Here is a 17,143-nt window from a genome sequence, read left to right as displayed (position 1 = left end):
GCGGGACAATGGAATCAAATTGATTTCTGTCTCGCTTTCATTGTTTTTGGAAAGAAGTGTTAAAAAAGATAACGGCATATTGTATATTTGATTTTATTTGATATATTTATAAGTGTATAGCGCACCGCTTATAAAGTGAGGTATCAGAATGAAAAAATTAATTACAACATGTATAACATTATTAGTCATTTTAACAGGATGCAGTGAGGACAATCATCAAAAGGAAGAAAAAGCAAACAAAGCCGAGCCTCAAACTTCTGAACCGGCTACGCAAGAAAAAGAGACGACAACAGATCAACAACAATCGAGTAAGAAAGAAGTACCAAAAGATAAGAAAGAAGTTGCACAATCATTAAGCGAAAGTGACAAGGAACATCATGAAAAAGTTCAACAAGAAAAGAAAGATGAAACGAAACCCCAATCGGAACCGAAGCCGTCTGACTTAGACCGGGTTGATCTTAAAACGAAAATTGCGCTCGCATTCTTTGTGGAAGATGCGGCCCGCTATACAATCACAGCAACAGAAATCAATCAAGGAACGTATGAACATGTGGGAGCAGCTGGAACGGAATCAAGAACTGTAAATCATTTACAAGTGACGCCTACCATTCAAGTGCCCAATGCACCTGAAGGCATGCAGTTTTATATGGTGTCGCCACCTAAAGGGAATTTTGTGACGATTGTTGGTGTAAGTCCAAATACTTTATTTATTGGCGGCACACAAAGTGCATTCATCGATTATCAAATGTTATTAAGTTCAGGTAAAGCAATGCCGCTGCTTCCGTTATATGAAGCACATCATAATGACCCACGTTTACACAACATTACGACAAAGATGTCAATCAGCCAGTGAGAAATCAGATGAGCCGTTATGCGTTAAAAATGAAACGTCTGCACGATGATGTGACGTATTACTTCCTTATTATAATAAGTTCATCTTATTCAATGACGCATAAGTTAAATGTAATTTTAAAATAATAAATTAAATATTATTAAAGGAAATCATAAAATGTCAAGTAATTGTCGTTTTATGGTTCTTTTTTTATAAACATTTAAATCGATAATGATTATCATTGTTGACAATTTAAAAAGAAGAGAGTAGGATATTTTTAAATCGTTATGATTACGATTTGTAACAAAGCATATTTATTTTAAAAGGAGATTGAATACATTTGGAAATCGTTCATTTTTCGAAATTTAATCCATCTGGAAATATGACAGTATTGGTAGATTCTACTCATGATCCTTCAGAATATGCGGGTATAGCGCAGCAATTAATGCAAACATCACACGTGGGGTGTGAACAAGTTGGGTTTATTGTTGATGCCAAAGGTGATATTCCACATCAACTTGTTATGAGCGGACAAGAATTTTGTGGTAATGGCACTTTGTCATTTATTCATTATTTGAAAACGCGAGATCTATTACCTTCTTCTTCATTTGAACTTCAAGTTTCAGGTTTGAGCGAACCGACGAAGTGTGCTTTTTATGAAGAGACAGGACAATATGAAGTCGCGTTACCTGGACCGACGGAAATACTTGAGAAACAATATACGATTGATGACGTTATTTTTGATGGTTTAGAAATTCAATATGATACATATCAACATTTTGTCTGTCCGATTTCAGTATGGTCAGATCGTTTGGCAATATCAGTTGAAAAATTTGTGCGTCAACATCAATGGCCGGAGCATTTCACTGCAATCGGTATTATGCTATATGAAGCACATCAACGACGTTTGCATCCACTGATATACATACCTCAAGTTGACAGTATCATTTGGGAGCAGAGCTGTGGTTCTGGAACAGGTTCAGTGGGCGTTTATGAAGCATATCGCCGACACAGTTCACATATTGAAGAGGAGATTTTGCAGCCAGGTGGCGCATTATCTGTTTCAACTCGTCGACAAGATGAGGGCTATGAAATTTCCATAAAGGGTCATGTTTCTACAGTTGCAACGGGATTAGCATACTTAGAATAAGGAGAGAACCATGATCGACATGCAACAAGAGATTAAACAATTTGAAGCGCAGTTAGAAAACTATGCGCAACAATTCGAGCAATTATACGAAAAAGCACAAGCAAGCGAACAGGCAGTATGCGATTTAGAACAATTGGTTGATGATTACAGTGCTTATATTCTTGATGAGCAACAAGCACAAGTATATCAACAGTGGTATACACATCCAGAATCTAATACACAGTTGATTCACGTATTAGCGGAGATTACTTCACGTTGCGTGAAACTAATGGAATCCACACGTGCACGTCGATTAATATCAGGAAATGCAGGTTCATCAGGCTATTTTGAAAATATAGAGCACTGTATTGTAGAAGAATTTGGCCAGTTTGAAATTAAACCGGAAGATACGGTATTACTCGTAGGTTCTGGCGCGTATCCGATGACGCTCGTTCAGATTGCACAAGAAACAGGTGCTAATGTGATTGGTATCGATATTGATGAAGATGCCGTAAACTATGGCCAAAAAGTGATTGAAATCTTAGCGCCGAATGAAGCTATTGAGATCCATCGTAAAAATGTGAATGAGTTAGAGGCGATTCGAGATGTGACGCATATCATTTTCAGCTCTACAGTTAAAATGAAATATGACATTCTTGCAGAGCTTTATGAGTTAACAAATCGAGATGTTGTTGTTTCTATGCGTTATGGAAATGACTTAAAATCTATCTTTAACTATCCAAAACAGGACACATATTCACAGCATTGGACATGTGTGGCTGATATTACGCAACCCGATCAGATTTTTGATATTGCACTTTATCAAAAAGCAAATGAAAGGGGCGCATCGTAATGTCAAAGTCAGTATTGATAGCAGGAACAGGTCCTGTGGCGATTCAACTGGCGGTATTGTTTGATCAATATTCAGATAATCAGATTGCGATGGCAAGCCGAAGTTTACAATCAGAGAAATCACGCAAATTCATTGAGGCTTATCAACAAACGCAAAAAGTTGAAGTTTCTGTTCAAAATGAAGCGCATCAACAATTAGCTGGAGAAGCAACGTTAGCCAACGTCTATGAAAGTTATCATGACATTCAAAAGCAATATGATGTGCTCGTCCTTGCTTGTACAGCGGATGCGTATAGTGAAGTATTATCTCAGATTTCGGAACGTGTTTTAACGCAATTGAAAAGTGTTGTGCTTATTTCACCAACATTTGGATCGCATATGATTGTGAAACAGCAATTGCAAGCGTACCAACCGAATATTGAAGTTATTTCATTTTCAACTTATTTAGGAGATACGGGTGTGACAGATGTAGATCAACCGCACCGCGTAATCACTAAAGGGTTGAAGAAACGTCTTTATATCGGCTCAACTCAATCAAATACTCAAACTTTCCAGGAAATGGTCGCATTAATGACTCAAATTGGCGTGCCAGTAACAGTGGTGGAACATCCACTTCAAGCGGAGTCACGCAATAGCTCGCTCTATGTCCATCCTGCATTATTTATGAATATGCACGCACTTAAAGCGGTGTTTCAAGGTACCGATGTGCCGTTTTTTGTTTACAAATTGTTCCCAGAAGGACCAATAACGATGAAATGTATCACGGAAATGCGCTTAATGTGGCAAGAAGTGATGCATATTTTGCAGAAAATGAATATTGAAACTTTGAATTTATTGAAATTTATGGTGAAAGAAAATTATCCACTTCGTGAAGAAACAATCGATGCTTCAAAAATCGAAGCATTTGAAACATTATCACCAGTGGAGCAAGAGTATCTTTTATATGTACGTTATACAGGTATTCTGATTGATCCATTTTCAAAACCGGATGCGGCGGGTAAATATTTTGATTTTTCTGCCGTTCCATTTAAGCATGTCTTTCAAAATGGATCAGGGGAATGGCAAATTCCACGTATGCCGAGTGAAGATTACTATCGAACACAAATCATGCGCGGAATTGCACGTGTGCTCAAAATTAACACACCTATGATGGACACCTTTATGTATCGATATGAAGCACAGTTAGAAGCATTTCAAGCCAATCATCCGAACGATAGTTTTTCAGCACAGTTTAAAGTGCAAGATTTTGCGCATGATATTGCATGCATTGAATCGCAATTATCGCCGCACTAAAATAGGCTTTCTTATTATGGGTCTCGAATGGTTACATAGAGAGATGCCTACATTGAATCACTGTGTGTCTATTTAATGATAACTAAATATAAACTTCATAATACCCAAAACAAGGGTCACGGAGAAAAGAGAGGAAAAAGATTATGAAAAAGACTTTGAAGTGGCTGACTTTATGTATGGCCTTGTTACTTGTTTTATCAGCTTGTGGGAGTTCAAAGGCATTAGATGAGAAAAAAGAGGAGAAAAATCTTACATATGCAACATCTAAAGATATTGGAGATATGAATCCACACGTCTATGGTGGTTCTATGTCAGCACAAGGTATGGTTTATGAATCATTAGTTGATCATACACAAAAAGGGATTGAACCTTTATTAGCCAAATCATGGGACGTCTCTAAAGACGGTAAAACTTATACATTCCATTTACGTGAAGGCGTAAAATTCCATGATGGTACAAAATTTGATGCAGAAGCTGTTAAAAAGAATTTTGACGCTGTTCAAGCCAATAAAAAGTTACACTCTTGGATTAAAGTTTCTACTTTAATTGATAAAACAGAAGCAAAAGATGATTATACATTCGTATTAAAATTGAAAGAACCTTACAATGCAACTTTAGAAGAATTAGCAATGACACGTCCATTTGTATTTGTATCACCAAAAGCTTTTAAAGATGGCGGTACGAAAGATGGTTTGAAATCTTATGTAGGTACAGGTCCTTATAAGTTAAAATCACATGAAAAAGACGAACAAGCTAAATTCGAACGTAATGATGATTACTGGGGTGGACAACCTAAATTAAAATCAATCGTTGCGAAAGTGTTACCAGCAGGTGAAACATCATTCTTAGCCCTTCAAAAAGGTGAAGTTAACTTTGCATTTACAGATGACCGCGGAACTGACAACGTAGATAATGAAGCAATGAAAAAATTAGTGGACGAAGGCGACTACCAATTGAAACGTAGTAAACCAATGAACACTAAAATGATTGTTGCAAACACAGGTAAAAAAGACAGCCCTGCACAAGACAAAGCAGTTCGTGAAGCATTATGGCATAGTGTAGACCAAAAACGAATTTCAGAAAAAATCCTAGATAAAACTGAAAAACCTGCATCACAATTATTCTCAAAAAACGTGCCACATGCGAATATCGATTTACCAAAACGTGAATTTGATTTGAAAAAAGCTGAAAGTCTATTAGACGAAGCTGGTTGGAAACAATCTAAAAAAGGCGAAGTGCGTGAAAAAGACGGTAAAAAACTAGAAATGAACTTATATTATGACAATCACTCAAGTTCACAAAAACAAGAAGCTGAATTTATCCAAGCGAAAGCAAAAGATATCGGTATGCAATTGAAAATTGTAGGCGAAACTTCTGATAAAGTTGCTGAACGCCGTACTTCAGGTGATTATGACTTATTATTCAACCAAACTTGGGGCTTACAATATGACCCACAAAGTACAATCTCTGCATTTAAAGCAGATACAGGTTACAAATCAGCAGTTTCTGGTATTAAAGAAAAATCAAAATTATTCGATGATATTGATACAGCATTATCAACACAAGATGCTACAACGCAAAAAGAAAAATATAAAGATATTTTAACAACTGTTCATGACGAAGCGATTTTCATTCCGATTTCTCATGGTGGTATGACAGTTGTTGCACCTAAAGATTTAAAAGATATCTCATTCAAACAATCACAATATGAATTACCATTTGAGCAAATGGAATATAAATAAGGATGCTTAATGTATGGTATACAGTGTAATCAAACGTTTGTTACTGACCGTACCATTGTTAATTGTGATTAGCTTTCTCACATTTGCTTTAACCCATTTGTCGAATGAAGATCCAGCTGTAGTTATTTTACATGCACAAGAAGTTCCAAATATTTCACAAAGTTTGATTGAGCAAACACGTGAAAAATATGGGCTAAATGACCCCTTTATTGTTCAATACTGGGAGTGGTTCAAATCGGCAGTACAGTTAAAGTTTGGTCATAGTTTTGTGACCGGCGAAGATGTGAGTTTAAGATTATGGCCAGCATTTTTTAACACGCTTAAATTAACACTCGTATCAAGTGTAGTCATTATTCTATTATCTATGTTACTTGGTATTTTAACTGCTTTATTTCGTGGGACATGGTTCGACCGTGTCACACGAAGTACAGCATTTGTTTTAACTGCAATCCCTTCATATTGGCTTGCAGCGATTTTAATTATTTTTGTTTCGGTCAAACTAAACATACTTCCAACATCAGGATTGACAGGACCAGAAAGTTATATCCTACCCGTACTTGTGATTACGTTAGGATATACAGGGATATATTTTAGAAATGTGCGCAGTGCCGTTATTCAACAATTGGATCAAGATTATGTCTTATATATGCGTGCAATGGGTGTACCGACATCTAAACTTTTGCTGTATGTTGCACGTAATGCGATGCAAGTCGTTGTCTCTATCTTTTGTATGTCTATACCATTGATTTTAGGTGGTTCGGTCGTGATAGAGAATGTCTTTGCATGGCCGGGTATGGGGCAGTTAAGCGTGAAAGCCGTACTTGAACAAGACTTTCCAATTATCCAAGCTTATGTGCTTGTTGTTTCTGTCTTATTTATACTTTTTAATACACTTGCAGATGTCATCAATATGTGGCTGAATCCAAGGTTAAGGGAGGAAGGCTAATATGATTGTCTTTCAAAGGTTATTAAAAGATACAGGCGCAAAATGGGCATTGGCAATTATCGCTATGTATTTATTGCTCGGCGTTTTTGCACCTTTTGTCACACCTTATCCGCCGAATGAAGTTGATATTGATAATAAATTTGCAGGAATGTCATTCGCACATTGGCTCGGTACAGATCATTTAGGTCGTGATATTTTAACGCGTATTATTTTCGCGATTCGACCGAGCTTTATTTTAGTTTTATTTGCACTTATATGTTCAGTATTCATAGGCACGGTTTTAGGCTTCATTTCAGGTTACTTCGGTAAGTGGGTTGATGCGATCATTATGCGTGCTTGCGACATCATGCTATCGTTTCCAACCTATGTCATGACGTTAGCACTCATCGGCGTGCTGGGCATTGGTTTGAAAAGTATTATCGTAGCGCTCATTGTGACACGTTGGGCATGGTTTTGCCGTATCATTCGGACGAGTGTTATGCAGTATAGAGACTCAGATGATGTGAAATTTGCACGGACAATTGGTTTATCACACAGTCGTATTATTGCGACCCATATTTTGCCACGAACTTTAGCAGATATTGCGATTATTTCAACAAGTTCAATGGTATCCATGATATTACAAATTTCCGGATTTTCATTTTTAGGATTAGGTGTCAAGGCGCCTACTGCGGAATGGGGCATGATGATGAATGAAGCACGAAAAGTCATGTTCAGTCACCCAGAGCTTATGTTTGCACCAGGTATTACGATTATTATTATCGTATTAGCTGTCAACTTTTTATCTGATGCATTACAAATTGCAATCGATCCTAAGTTGTCTAAACAACAAATGAAGCAACGGATTAAGAAAGGGTGGATATAATGCAAGATACTGTTATGCATGTAGAAGACTTAACATTAATTGATGACAACACAAACGATGTCTTAGTCCACCACTGTAATTTTACGTTACATCGCGGCGAGGTCATCGCGATTATCGGTGAGAGTGGGAGTGGAAAATCGGTTACGTGTAAAGCTTTATTAGGTATCAATGATCGAAATATACGAATGAGTGGCCAAGTTACTTTCCAAGATCAAAATCTTCATCAAGCCTCCGAACAGGAACTTCGAAAAATAAGAGGTCGACGTATTGCGATGATTATGCAACAGGGCGGGACGGCATTTAATCCGACTTTCACGGTTGGGACACAAATGAAAATGATGTTGCAACAGCATCGAAAAATGTCTAAAAAAGAGCAAACAGCCACGTTAAAACATTATTTTGACATGTTGGGGTTAAGAGATTTTAACCGTATTTTAAAATCTTATCCCCATCAATTGTCTGGCGGCATGTTGCAACGGCTGATGATTATTCTTGCCCTTGCACTCAAACCGGATATGATTATTGCTGATGAGCCTACAACAGCTTTAGATGCAATTACGCAGTATGAAGTCATTGAAGAACTACGCGAAATTAAAGAAAAAATTGGCTGTGCCATGCTTTTTGTTTCGCATGACTTAGCAGTGGTTAAAAGTATTGCCGATACGGTCCTTGTTATGCGTCATGGAGATGTCGTTGAGTCTGGGCCTGCGGAACAAATTTTTAATCAACCGCAACATGAGTATACGCAGTTTTTAATTGCGGCACGAGATCGCGTTTCAAAGCATTTTAAGGCGCTAAGAGGTGATATGACATGTTAGAAGTTCAAAATGTAACGAAATCATATCGTAGTGGTGAAAGACGACGTAAGCGTCAAATTGTAAAATCTGTTAGCCTTAAATGCGATAAAGGACAAAGTATTGCAATCATTGGTGAAAGTGGGAGTGGGAAATCCACTTTAGCACGCATGATTTTAGGCATTGAAAAACCAGATAGTGGAAAAGTATTACTCAATGGCCGTGATGTCTGTCACCGCCAAGTTAGATTGGGTAAAATGAGTGTTGTTTTCCAAGATTATAAATCATCTTTACACCCGTACTTCAATGTGAGGCAAATTTTAAGAGAAGCGTTACGGCAATGTGAATCACCTGTAAGCGATAAAGAGGCGTATATGGTCGATTTATTAAAAAGTGTTGGCCTAGATGCGCAATATCTTGATAAATACCCACAAATGATGTCTGGAGGAGAGGCACAACGCGTTGCCATTGCGAGAGCGATTAGCACGAAGCCCGATTATATTGTTTTGGACGAAGCAATCAGTGCATTAGATATGTCAATTCAATCACAGATTTTAGATTTGTTAATTCATTTAAGGGATGTTCATCAATTGAGCTTTATTTTTATTACACATGATATACAAGCAGCTGTATATCTATGTGAAGATTTAGTGATTTTTAACGATGGACAGATTCAAGAGCGATTGAATCGTGATACATTAAACAATGTGCAACACGCGTATACACGCGAACTTTTTGCAAAACAATTTATGAACTAGGAGGCAATTGTATGAAAGGTGCATTGGCATGGCCTTTTCTAAGATTATATATACTCGCACTCTTCTTCTTTAGTGCGAATGCGATCCTTAACGTTATGATTCCTTTACGTGGTCATGACTTAGGTGCAACAAACGCAACGATTGGTATCGTAATGGGGGCTTACATGCTCACTGCGATGCTCTTTAGACCATGGGCGGGGCAAGTCATAGCTAAAATTGGACCTATCAAAATATTGAGATGGATTTTAGTGATCAATGGATTTGCACTTATCCTATATGGCTTCACTGGGCTTGAAGGTTATTTCGTAGCACGTGTAATGCAAGGGGTGTGTACAGCCTTTTTCTCAATGTCATTACAAATTGGTATTATTGACGCATTACCTGAAGAAGATCGAGCACAAGGGATTTCATTATATTCTTTATTCTCTTACATACCAGGAATTATTGGACCTATCATAGCGGTTGGTATTTGGAATTTAGATAACCTTAGTTACTTTGCACTTGCGATGATTATCATTGCAGTGACAACAGGTGTAGTCGGCTTCAGTGCAACGTTAAATCAAGATCACGAGCCACAAGCCGAACAACCTGAGAAACCACCTTATGGGCCTGTAACCGTATTTTTACAACTGTTTAAAAATCCATTTTTATTCAAATCAGGCATGATTATGCTCATTGCTTCTATTGGATTTGGTGCAGTTTCTACGTTTATTGTATTGTATGTGAATACATATCAAGTTGGACATGCCAGTGTCTTTTTAGCAATTCAAGCGATTACAGTCGTATTTTCGAGATTCTTTTTAAGAAAGTATATTCCTTCAGACGGGAAATGGCATGTTGGATTTATGCTAAAAGTACTCGGATTGCTCACGATTGCTTTATTCTTGATTGCAATGGGACCTTATCTAGGTGCACTCATTCTTTATGTGAGTGCAATCATGATAGGTATTACACAAGCCATGGTTTATCCAACGCTCACGTCTTTCTTGAGTTTCAAATTACCGAAACAAGGGCGTAACATGCTTCTCGGACTATTTATTGCAACTGCAGATTTAGGCGTATCATTAGGTGCTGCCTTAATGGGACCTATTGCCGATTTAACAGGTTATGCAAATATGTATCTCATATGCGGTATTTTAATGGCCATCATTACTGTGATGAGCATTGACCGTAGACCACAATTTATAGAACGTTAAAAAATGAGTAACGCTTCCTTCATTAAGCTGATTGCTATACACTGCTTAATAAGGGAGCGTTTTTGTGATTCAATCATATGCATATATTTAGCGGATATCCTAAACCCATATATCGCGTTATATGTGGGTTGATATAAGAAATTGTAAGAATGAGGTCTTTGCATCACGTCATTAATAAATATCGAATTTAATGAGGTATGAAGCGTTTAAATCTATAACCTCTTGATCGAGCCCTTCAAGTTGATGATGTTCTTTGTAGATACTTTTATAATGTGAAGACATTTGCCACGTTTCAAAACTGTCACGGTCATCCCATAAGGATAAAATAATGTAGTGATTTTGTGGGTCATAGGGTCTCAGTACTCTCAGAGCGACGAACCCGGGTGTTTCACCTAAGTAGGACGTTCGATTAAGAAAACGCTCCTCAAAGATAGCCTCACTGTAGCGAGCAACCTTAATGTAATTCATTACACAGAAATGGTCTGGTGAAAGGGTACCGATGTTTTCAATGGCGGTATATGTTTTTGCATCATTATTTTTATAAATCGTAGTTGTCAAATCATTTTCTTCAATCTGATAAAGGTGATCTTTATGAGAGAGTATCATTTTTTATACCTCCTCCTTATCCTTTATCACTTATACCCGTTATTGCACACTTTAATTGCATAAATTAAATTTTGTAACTGTAAATTTTGTTGTATTAAACTATAAAAACTCATTATAATAGTCAAACGTTAAAGTTGCTGTTAGCAGATTTAAATTGAGAGAGAATGAATAATAAAGGGGAGATAAAACAATGTTGCGCCATCGCACAGATTTAACAAAGGATATTCAAACATTAATGCTTACGGCTGATCCAAATCTTGAAAAAGTAAAAGCAGTATTTGAAGCGGGGAAGTGTTATGAATGGGTTGAAGGGAAGACGTTGATAGGTATTGCTGTGGTGCATGAGAGAGACACAAAAGCAGAGATTATGAATTTGAGTGTGGCGTCACAATTCGAAGGGCAAGGCTATGCGCGTAAAATCCTTGATACTTTGACAAAAATATACGCCGATGAAGGTTATCACTACTTAAGCATAGGTACAGGAAATTCAAGTTTAAGACAATTGAAAATTTACCAAAAAAATGGATTCCGAATTGTTGCTATACAACATGATTATTTTATCAGACAAGGTTATGCCCCTATTTATGAAGAAGGCATTCAATGTCGAGATATGCTAGTGTTAGAAAAAGAGCTTATATCATCGAGTAACATATCTTAAATATAAAAAACATGTGGCTGGGTAGGACAGTGATGCTTCTAACATTAAGTTAGAACAATTGATAAAAGCATAGGTTATGTCCTGACCTCAGCCACAGTCATTCTTGAATGGGATGAAGAGAAGAGTTACTTTTTAGGCGTATGAGTTCTTTGTTGTAACGATTGATTAATTTGTTGAATTTCTTTCTTAGTTATTAAGTAGTTGATACCCCAAATGATGAAATATATAAAGCTATAAATAATGGCAAAAAATACAAAGGCAGTGATTTTTAACGGGAACCATCCTGCTAAGCAAGCGAGCGGAAGAAAAAGTAAAAACATAAAGGAAAAGTGACGTAATGTCCGTTTTGTTAATGAAGTATCTTCGTATTCGAATATTTTTGCACCCCATTGAAACAAGATACCAATAATACCCCATAGAATCATCATAATGAGCATGATTTGCGCTTCAGTAAAATTTTGATAATACCACTCGCCAATTGTAGAAATAGGATTTGTAGGATGGTATTCATGATGGCTAAAAATCATCGAAATGAAAATTGAAATTAACACACCGATTGTCACTCCGATACAAAAACCATTTTTAATTGTTTTCATAGACCTAACCTCTCTTTAATAGATTTCACATAACGGCGCGAGGAATAAGTTAAATAGTCGTGCTTGAAAACCAGTTTTAAACTACCACTAGATGTGATTTCAATGTGATTTAAATAGTTGAGATTAATCAACTCACTTTTAGAAATCTGAATAAATGATGCAGGCAATTTAAATTTAATTTTGTAGAGTCGTTCTACCATTGTAAATGTCCCAATTACTGTTATGATTTTAAGTTTTTGTCGCTCCGTATAGATAGCAATAATATCTGTTATATCTACAAAGTAAATGGCGTTATCTTCTGTTTTTACATTCAAATAGGGCGTATCTTCTTGAATTTCTGTAACTATTTTTTGTAAATCAGGAGTCATAGACTTTGTAGTGATATGGATGTGATCCTCTGCCATCGCTGGATTAAGCGTAATGGTAACTTTCATAGGTGCTAACCTCCTTGTATTAAGTAAACCAAAGAAAACCCAAAAATACTATCTGCTGTTGCTATATGGTAGTGGATTCTTGTTAAACGGCATCGTAAGGAAAATAAACGGTGGGGTATAGAAAAGCGTCAATAATTTTTAATATATTCATCCATTATTTTTTGCGCAAGGTGTAGTAAGGGTTTAAAGTGATTTCAAATGTGGAAAATGTGAACCACTATTTTAAATTATTGTCGAAAGGAGTATGTGATGATCAATTTAATCTCTGCAATTGGTTCCATTGGGACGTTTATTATGGCGTTATTTTATTTTGTATCTGTGAGTGTCCAACTCTATCAAATGAAAATGAGTTTTTTACCTGCATTAGGATTCAATCAGATTTTGATGACACGAGATGGCGAAAGATTAAAATTAAAAAATACGGCTTCAACAACTTCGACAGATATAGGAGACGATTTTTTGAAGTTATTTAATCTTGGTGCGGGTGCAGCAAAACAAATTAAAATAGAAGTGTTTATCGACGAAGGTCAGGTTTTACAGAGAAAGTATGTTAGTATTTTGCCAAGTAAAGAGAGTTATTTATTACCTATTAATAAAGCTGTATTCAATGAGTTAGATCGCACTATTGAAAATAATGGGTATGAATCAAATTTAAAAATTAAAATGACATATCAACATAATGTGAGTCGGAAAACGCAAACGTTATATTTAAAAGGGAATATCGATAGTTTTAATCGTTACGATGATCGTTCAGTTTATGAATTGCAGTTTATAGAGGTAGATGGATAATCAAAGTATATGCGGACATCAATTGATACAAATTATATATTTTCTAAAACAAGTAATAGGAAGGACATACTTATCTGTTAATAGAATAGGTATAATTAGGGTTATAAATCATAGAAGCCTATTAGTCATGTGTTAATCATCCTCAGCGATTAAATTTGTAATAATTCGAGGTGATGGCATATGACAATAATAATCAACTTGGATGTTTATTTATCAATATCTCTAAGTATTATTGGGACTTTGTATGCAGTGACCTTATTGTTTAAAAATACAAAAAAATAGGCTCTCGTTATTGGGGAAACAAGAGGACCTATGATAGGCTGTAATGATTAACATATTTGAGTCTGGAAGCTCACTAATATGTTGCTATGTTTTTGCACCTAGTTCACGGTTAGTAGCCTAGGCTAGGTGTTTTTTCTTTTCTTCGTACTATCACTATATGTTACCGAAGTCAAAAAGTGTTGCTGTCGAAAGTTAACAACGTCCTTACTTAGCGTTTTGATAAGCAAGTAGTGTATAAACGGTTTCAAGATAAGGAACGGCTATTTGATGTGCTTGAGCACGTTGATAAATATAACCTTGAATGGCGTCGACTTCTAAAGGTTGACCTTGCATGATGTCATAATACATACTTGTTCCCATTTCATCAGGATACCCGGCATAAATCTTCATAATGGCGTCTACGATATTGTCATCCACCTGAATGCTTTCAGCTTGCGCAACGGCTGTGCCTTCTTCTAATAAGTGTCGACAAAGTTGAATCATCGCATCATCATGTAATACACGTGCGGTATCACGGCCTAGTGCGGTTATAGTATTAATTCCTAAATTTACGATGAGTTTATACCATATCGCATTTTCAATATGATTTTCGAGTACGAGCTCTAACGGGGCATCTTTTAGTTGCAGAGCAAGTTGTTCTGTATGAGCGTCTGCTTGGATATGAAGTTTATAGTCTCTAAAGTGTGTCACACGTTGCTCTTGTTTTTGACCACTAATGTAAACAACAGCTTGATAAGCATGATAGTCTGCTAATTGTTTGAGTTGACCATAGCCGTTTTGTGCCAAGATCACCAATGTGTTTGCATGTGTCGAATGGACGAGTTCTGGAATGACATCGGCTAATTGATGCGTTTTCACAGCAATAAAAATCACGTCAAACGGCTCTTGTACCGCTTCAATAGCCCGAACAGTCAGTTCCTGTTGGACTTGCGCATTCGATTCTTGAAAATGAATGATTTGATTTTGACGTCCTATTAACGTGACATCAAATGTGTGCGAAAGTGCAAAGGTAAGAGATGCCCCCACAGCGCCAGGCCCTATTACTGCAATTTTAGTCATGTTTGCCCTCTTTTCTCTATAAAATATAGGATGATTTACTGATATGTTTTAATGTATTACGATTAAAATACATTGTAAAGTCCGTTTTGATAATAAACGAATGATTGATCACTTTCGAAAATATGCCTGTTCAAATATTTTTCAAAAATGTGGTTTGCATTCTTGTGATATATTAAATATAAATGGAAAAATAAGGCGAATTGTTTTACGATTGATATATTAAAAATTAAAGGGTGAATGAATTGAAAACTTTAAATAATATCCAACAAATGAAGCGTGACGGTGAAAAAATTTCAATGGTAACTGCTTATGATTATCCGAGCGCCAAACAAGTGGAAGCTGCTCAAATCGATATGATTTTAGTCGGTGATTCATTAGGAATGACAGTCCTCGGATATGAAAGTACAGTAGATGTTACTTTAGAAGATATGCTACATCATAGTCGTGCTGTTCGTCGCGGTGCACCCAACACATTTGTTGTAGTAGATATGCCTTTTGGTTCAGTAGGTATCGATGCTTCAACAGATATTCAAAATGCTATTCGATTATACCAAGAAAGTCATGGAAATGCTTTGAAAGTAGAGGGTGCGCATCTAACACCTTTTATGAAACAAGCGACACAAATGGGTATTCCGATTGTGGCACATTTAGGTTTAACACCCCAAAGTGTCGGTGTTTTAGGTTACAAAATGCGAGGGACAACAAAAGAAGCAGCACAGCAATTAATTGAAGATGCACAAGCTGTAGAACAAGCAGGAGCAATCGCACTCGTATTAGAAGCGATTCCGAGTGATCTTGCAAAAGTAATTTCAGAAAAACTTACGATTCCAGTTATTGGTATAGGTGCAGGTAAAGATACAGATGGTCAAGTGCTGGTTTATCACGATATGCTTAATTATGGCGTAGAAAGACAAGCGAAATTTGTAAAACAATACGAAGATTTCTCGATTGGTATGGCTGCGCTTGAAAAATATAATGAAGAAGTGAAAACAGGTGTCTTTCCTTCTGAAGCATACACTTATAAAAAACAAATTATGGATGAGGTAGAAGCATGACACAGGTCATTACAACAGTTAAAGAAATGCAACAATTGATGAAACAACATCAATTAAAAGGTCGGAAAATTGGTTTTGTGCCAACAATGGGCGCTTTACATGATGGACACTTAACCATGATGCGTCAATCGATAACGGAAAATGATGTGACAGCGATCAGTGTTTTTGTGAACCCTTTACAATTTGGACCTAATGAAGATTTTGATGCCTATCCTCGCCAAATTGACCAAGATGTGGCGATGGTAGAAGCAATTGGTGTGGATTATGTCTTTTATCCAACAGTCGAAGAAATGTATCCGGGAGAAATTGGCATCCATGTTACAGTGGGACGACTGGCAGAAGTTCTAGAAGGGGCACAACGCCCAGGCCACTTTGATGGCGTTGTGACAGTTGTAAACAAGTTATTTAATATCGTCCATCCTGACGTAGCTTATTTTGGTAAAAAAGATGCGCAACAATTGGCGATCGTAGAACAAATGGTATTAGATTTTAACCATGATGTTCAAATCGTTGGTGTAGATATCGTGCGAGAGGCTGATGGATTGGCTAAAAGTTCAAGAAATGTTTATCTCACACCGGAAGAACGTGAAGAAGCGGTTCATTTACACAAAAGTTTAGAACTCGCGAAATCGCTATATCAGGCGGGTGAGCGCAATAGTAGCGTTATTATAGATAAAGTGACACAATATCTTCAGATGCATACGAGTGGTCGTGTTGAAGAAGTTGCAATTTATAGCTACCCAGAATTGCGTGAACAAGTTATGATAGAAGGACGTATTTTTATATCATTAGCTGTGAAGTTTACACAAGCACGGCTAATCGATAATATCATTATTGGAGATGAACAAGAGAAATGATTAGAACTATGATGAACGCAAAAATTCATCGTGCACGTGTTACAGAATCAAATTTAAACTATGTCGGTAGCATTACAATTGATGCTGATATTCTTGATGCTGTAGATATTTTACCAAATGAAAAAGTCGCGATTGTAAATAATAATAATGGTGCACGTTTTGAGACATATGTCATCGCAGGAGAACGTGGGAGTGGCAAAATATGCTTGAATGGTGCCGCATCTCGATTGGTCGAAGTAGATGATGTGGTCATTATTATGACGTATGCACAACTTAACGAAACGGAATTACAAACACATGCACCAAAAGTTGCAGTGATGAATGAAAAAAATGAAATCGTGCAAATGATTCATGAAAAAGAAAATACAATTGTCATGTAAGGACTTTCTCCATAGCACAA

The 17,143-nt window shown here is 36.7% G+C and carries 19 protein-coding genes; 15 read left to right on the top strand and 4 right to left on the bottom strand.

The features are described from left to right. Window positions 1–148 precede the first annotated feature (148 nt). The 10 genes from HMPREF1208_RS06985 (at window position 149) to cntE (ending at window position 10,407) form a co-directional block, all read left to right on the top strand. Window positions 149–853: a hypothetical protein gene (locus tag HMPREF1208_RS06985; RefSeq protein ID WP_016425642.1), complete on the top strand. Its 705-nt coding sequence runs from the start codon at window positions 149–151 to the stop codon at window positions 851–853. Between the two features lie 319 nt (window positions 854–1,172). Further along, window positions 1,173–1,982 (top strand): histidine racemase CntK, encoded by an 810-nt coding sequence (gene cntK / locus HMPREF1208_RS06980; protein WP_016425641.1) that lies wholly within the window; start codon window positions 1,173–1,175, stop codon window positions 1,980–1,982. Window positions 1,983–1,992: 10 nt separating this feature from the next. Then, window positions 1,993–2,814, top strand: a complete 822-nt coding sequence (gene cntL / locus HMPREF1208_RS06975) for a staphylopine biosynthesis enzyme CntL (protein ID WP_016425640.1) — start codon at window positions 1,993–1,995, stop codon at window positions 2,812–2,814. Next, window positions 2,814–4,106, top strand: coding sequence for a staphylopine biosynthesis dehydrogenase (gene cntM / locus HMPREF1208_RS06970; RefSeq protein WP_016425639.1), 1,293 nt, complete (start codon window positions 2,814–2,816; stop codon window positions 4,104–4,106). The genes cntL and cntM overlap by 1 nt, the downstream gene beginning before the upstream one ends. 143 nt (window positions 4,107–4,249) lie before the next feature. Next, the gene (cntA, locus tag HMPREF1208_RS06965) at window positions 4,250–5,848 is read left to right on the top strand and encodes a staphylopine-dependent metal ABC transporter substrate-binding lipoprotein (protein ID WP_016425638.1); all 1,599 of its coding nucleotides are present in this window, start codon (window positions 4,250–4,252) and stop codon (window positions 5,846–5,848) included. Between the two features lie 13 nt (window positions 5,849–5,861). Further along, on the top strand, window positions 5,862–6,794 hold the full coding sequence (gene opp1B / locus HMPREF1208_RS06960) for a nickel/cobalt ABC transporter permease (protein WP_016425637.1): 933 nt from the start codon (window positions 5,862–5,864) through the stop codon (window positions 6,792–6,794). 1 nt (window position 6,795) lies between these two features. After that, window positions 6,796–7,659, top strand: coding sequence for a staphylopine uptake ABC transporter permease subunit CntC (gene cntC / locus HMPREF1208_RS06955; protein WP_016425636.1), 864 nt, complete (start codon window positions 6,796–6,798; stop codon window positions 7,657–7,659). Continuing rightward, the gene (cntD, locus tag HMPREF1208_RS06950) at window positions 7,659–8,477 is read left to right on the top strand and encodes a staphylopine uptake ABC transporter ATP-binding protein CntD (RefSeq protein WP_016425635.1); all 819 of its coding nucleotides are present in this window, start codon (window positions 7,659–7,661) and stop codon (window positions 8,475–8,477) included. Before cntC ends, cntD begins: the two co-directional genes overlap by 1 nt. After that, the gene (locus HMPREF1208_RS06945; protein ID WP_016425634.1) at window positions 8,471–9,211 is read left to right on the top strand and encodes an ABC transporter ATP-binding protein; all 741 of its coding nucleotides are present in this window, start codon (window positions 8,471–8,473) and stop codon (window positions 9,209–9,211) included. The genes cntD and HMPREF1208_RS06945 overlap by 7 nt, the downstream gene beginning before the upstream one ends. An 11-nt stretch (window positions 9,212–9,222) precedes the next feature. After that, window positions 9,223–10,407, top strand: coding sequence for a staphylopine family metallophore export MFS transporter CntE (gene cntE / locus HMPREF1208_RS06940; protein WP_016425633.1), 1,185 nt, complete (start codon window positions 9,223–9,225; stop codon window positions 10,405–10,407). A gap of 171 nt (window positions 10,408–10,578) precedes the next feature. Here cntE and HMPREF1208_RS06935 read toward each other — a convergent pair whose 3' ends face one another. Beyond that, entirely contained in the window at window positions 10,579–11,013 is a 435-nt protein-coding gene (locus HMPREF1208_RS06935) for an antibiotic biosynthesis monooxygenase family protein (protein ID WP_016425632.1), read from the bottom strand. Between the two features lie 190 nt (window positions 11,014–11,203). Here HMPREF1208_RS06935 and HMPREF1208_RS06930 point away from each other — a divergent pair, with 190 nt between their 5' ends. Then, window positions 11,204–11,671 carry a GNAT family N-acetyltransferase gene (locus HMPREF1208_RS06930; RefSeq protein WP_016425631.1) on the top strand — a complete coding sequence of 156 codons (468 nt, stop codon included), beginning with the start codon at window positions 11,204–11,206 and terminating at the stop codon, window positions 11,669–11,671. Between the two features lie 125 nt (window positions 11,672–11,796). On the opposite strand, the gene HMPREF1208_RS06925 is transcribed toward HMPREF1208_RS06930, so the two are convergent. Both HMPREF1208_RS06925 and HMPREF1208_RS06920 read right to left on the bottom strand, forming a co-directional pair. Next, window positions 11,797–12,267 (bottom strand): DUF3021 domain-containing protein, encoded by a 471-nt coding sequence (locus HMPREF1208_RS06925; RefSeq protein ID WP_016425630.1) that lies wholly within the window; start codon window positions 12,265–12,267, stop codon window positions 11,797–11,799. Further along, complete coding sequence (locus tag HMPREF1208_RS06920; RefSeq protein ID WP_016425629.1) at window positions 12,264–12,701, bottom strand: LytTR family DNA-binding domain-containing protein; 438 nt, start codon at window positions 12,699–12,701, stop codon at window positions 12,264–12,266. Before HMPREF1208_RS06920 ends, HMPREF1208_RS06925 begins: the two co-directional genes overlap by 4 nt. A 249-nt stretch (window positions 12,702–12,950) precedes the next feature. On the opposite strand from HMPREF1208_RS06920, the gene HMPREF1208_RS06915 reads away from it, so the two are divergent. Beyond that, complete coding sequence (locus HMPREF1208_RS06915) at window positions 12,951–13,490, top strand: hypothetical protein (protein ID WP_016425628.1); 540 nt, start codon at window positions 12,951–12,953, stop codon at window positions 13,488–13,490. A gap of 486 nt (window positions 13,491–13,976) precedes the next feature. Here HMPREF1208_RS06915 and HMPREF1208_RS06910 read toward each other — a convergent pair whose 3' ends face one another. Further along, window positions 13,977–14,831, bottom strand: a complete 855-nt coding sequence (locus tag HMPREF1208_RS06910) for an oxidoreductase (RefSeq protein ID WP_016425627.1) — start codon at window positions 14,829–14,831, stop codon at window positions 13,977–13,979. Window positions 14,832–15,073: 242 nt separating this feature from the next. On the opposite strand from HMPREF1208_RS06910, the gene panB reads away from it, so the two are divergent. The 3 genes from panB to panD are packed head-to-tail and all read left to right on the top strand — an operon-like array spanning window position 15,074 to window position 17,123. Then, on the top strand, window positions 15,074–15,886 hold the full coding sequence (gene panB / locus HMPREF1208_RS06905) for a 3-methyl-2-oxobutanoate hydroxymethyltransferase (protein WP_016425626.1): 813 nt from the start codon (window positions 15,074–15,076) through the stop codon (window positions 15,884–15,886). Continuing rightward, window positions 15,883–16,743 carry a pantoate--beta-alanine ligase gene (gene panC / locus HMPREF1208_RS06900; RefSeq protein WP_016425625.1) on the top strand — a complete coding sequence of 287 codons (861 nt, stop codon included), beginning with the start codon at window positions 15,883–15,885 and terminating at the stop codon, window positions 16,741–16,743. Before panB ends, panC begins: the two co-directional genes overlap by 4 nt. After that, window positions 16,740–17,123: an aspartate 1-decarboxylase gene (panD, locus tag HMPREF1208_RS06895; RefSeq protein WP_016425624.1), complete on the top strand. Its 384-nt coding sequence runs from the start codon at window positions 16,740–16,742 to the stop codon at window positions 17,121–17,123. The genes panC and panD overlap by 4 nt, the downstream gene beginning before the upstream one ends. The last annotated feature ends 20 nt before the right edge of the window (window positions 17,124–17,143 follow it).

Origin of the sequence: Staphylococcus sp. HGB0015 (assembly GCF_000411275.1) — a bacterium.
Classification (GTDB): Bacteria; Bacillota; Bacilli; order Staphylococcales; family Staphylococcaceae; genus Staphylococcus; species Staphylococcus schleiferi.
Note: the sequence above shows the minus strand (reverse complement) of the source record. Positions and strands in the feature narration are given on the sequence as shown.

Bases quoted from the DNA above. Each gene is read 5' to 3' on its own strand.
- panC (WP_016425625.1), top strand. From the start codon at position 15,883: ATGACACAGGTCATTACAACAGTTAAAGAAATGCAACAATTGATGAAA.
- HMPREF1208_RS06910 (WP_016425627.1), bottom strand. From the start codon at position 14,831: ATGACTAAAATTGCAGTAATAGGGCCTGGCGCTGTGGGGGCATCTCTT.
- HMPREF1208_RS06935 (WP_016425632.1), bottom strand. From the start codon at position 11,013: ATGATACTCTCTCATAAAGATCACCTTTATCAGATTGAAGAAAATGAT.
- cntA (WP_016425638.1), top strand. From the start codon at position 4,250: ATGAAAAAGACTTTGAAGTGGCTGACTTTATGTATGGCCTTGTTACTT.
- opp1B (WP_016425637.1), top strand. From the start codon at position 5,862: ATGGTATACAGTGTAATCAAACGTTTGTTACTGACCGTACCATTGTTA.
- HMPREF1208_RS06985 (WP_016425642.1), top strand. From the start codon at position 149: ATGAAAAAATTAATTACAACATGTATAACATTATTAGTCATTTTAACA.
- cntC (WP_016425636.1), top strand. From the start codon at position 6,796: ATGATTGTCTTTCAAAGGTTATTAAAAGATACAGGCGCAAAATGGGCA.
- cntL (WP_016425640.1), top strand. From the start codon at position 1,993: ATGATCGACATGCAACAAGAGATTAAACAATTTGAAGCGCAGTTAGAA.
- cntD (WP_016425635.1), top strand. From the start codon at position 7,659: ATGCAAGATACTGTTATGCATGTAGAAGACTTAACATTAATTGATGAC.
- cntE (WP_016425633.1), top strand. From the start codon at position 9,223: ATGAAAGGTGCATTGGCATGGCCTTTTCTAAGATTATATATACTCGCA.
- HMPREF1208_RS06915 (WP_016425628.1), top strand. From the start codon at position 12,951: ATGATCAATTTAATCTCTGCAATTGGTTCCATTGGGACGTTTATTATG.
- HMPREF1208_RS06920 (WP_016425629.1), bottom strand. From the start codon at position 12,701: ATGAAAGTTACCATTACGCTTAATCCAGCGATGGCAGAGGATCACATC.
- HMPREF1208_RS06930 (WP_016425631.1), top strand. From the start codon at position 11,204: ATGTTGCGCCATCGCACAGATTTAACAAAGGATATTCAAACATTAATG.
- HMPREF1208_RS06945 (WP_016425634.1), top strand. From the start codon at position 8,471: ATGTTAGAAGTTCAAAATGTAACGAAATCATATCGTAGTGGTGAAAGA.
- HMPREF1208_RS06925 (WP_016425630.1), bottom strand. From the start codon at position 12,267: ATGAAAACAATTAAAAATGGTTTTTGTATCGGAGTGACAATCGGTGTG.
- cntM (WP_016425639.1), top strand. From the start codon at position 2,814: ATGTCAAAGTCAGTATTGATAGCAGGAACAGGTCCTGTGGCGATTCAA.
- panD (WP_016425624.1), top strand. From the start codon at position 16,740: ATGATTAGAACTATGATGAACGCAAAAATTCATCGTGCACGTGTTACA.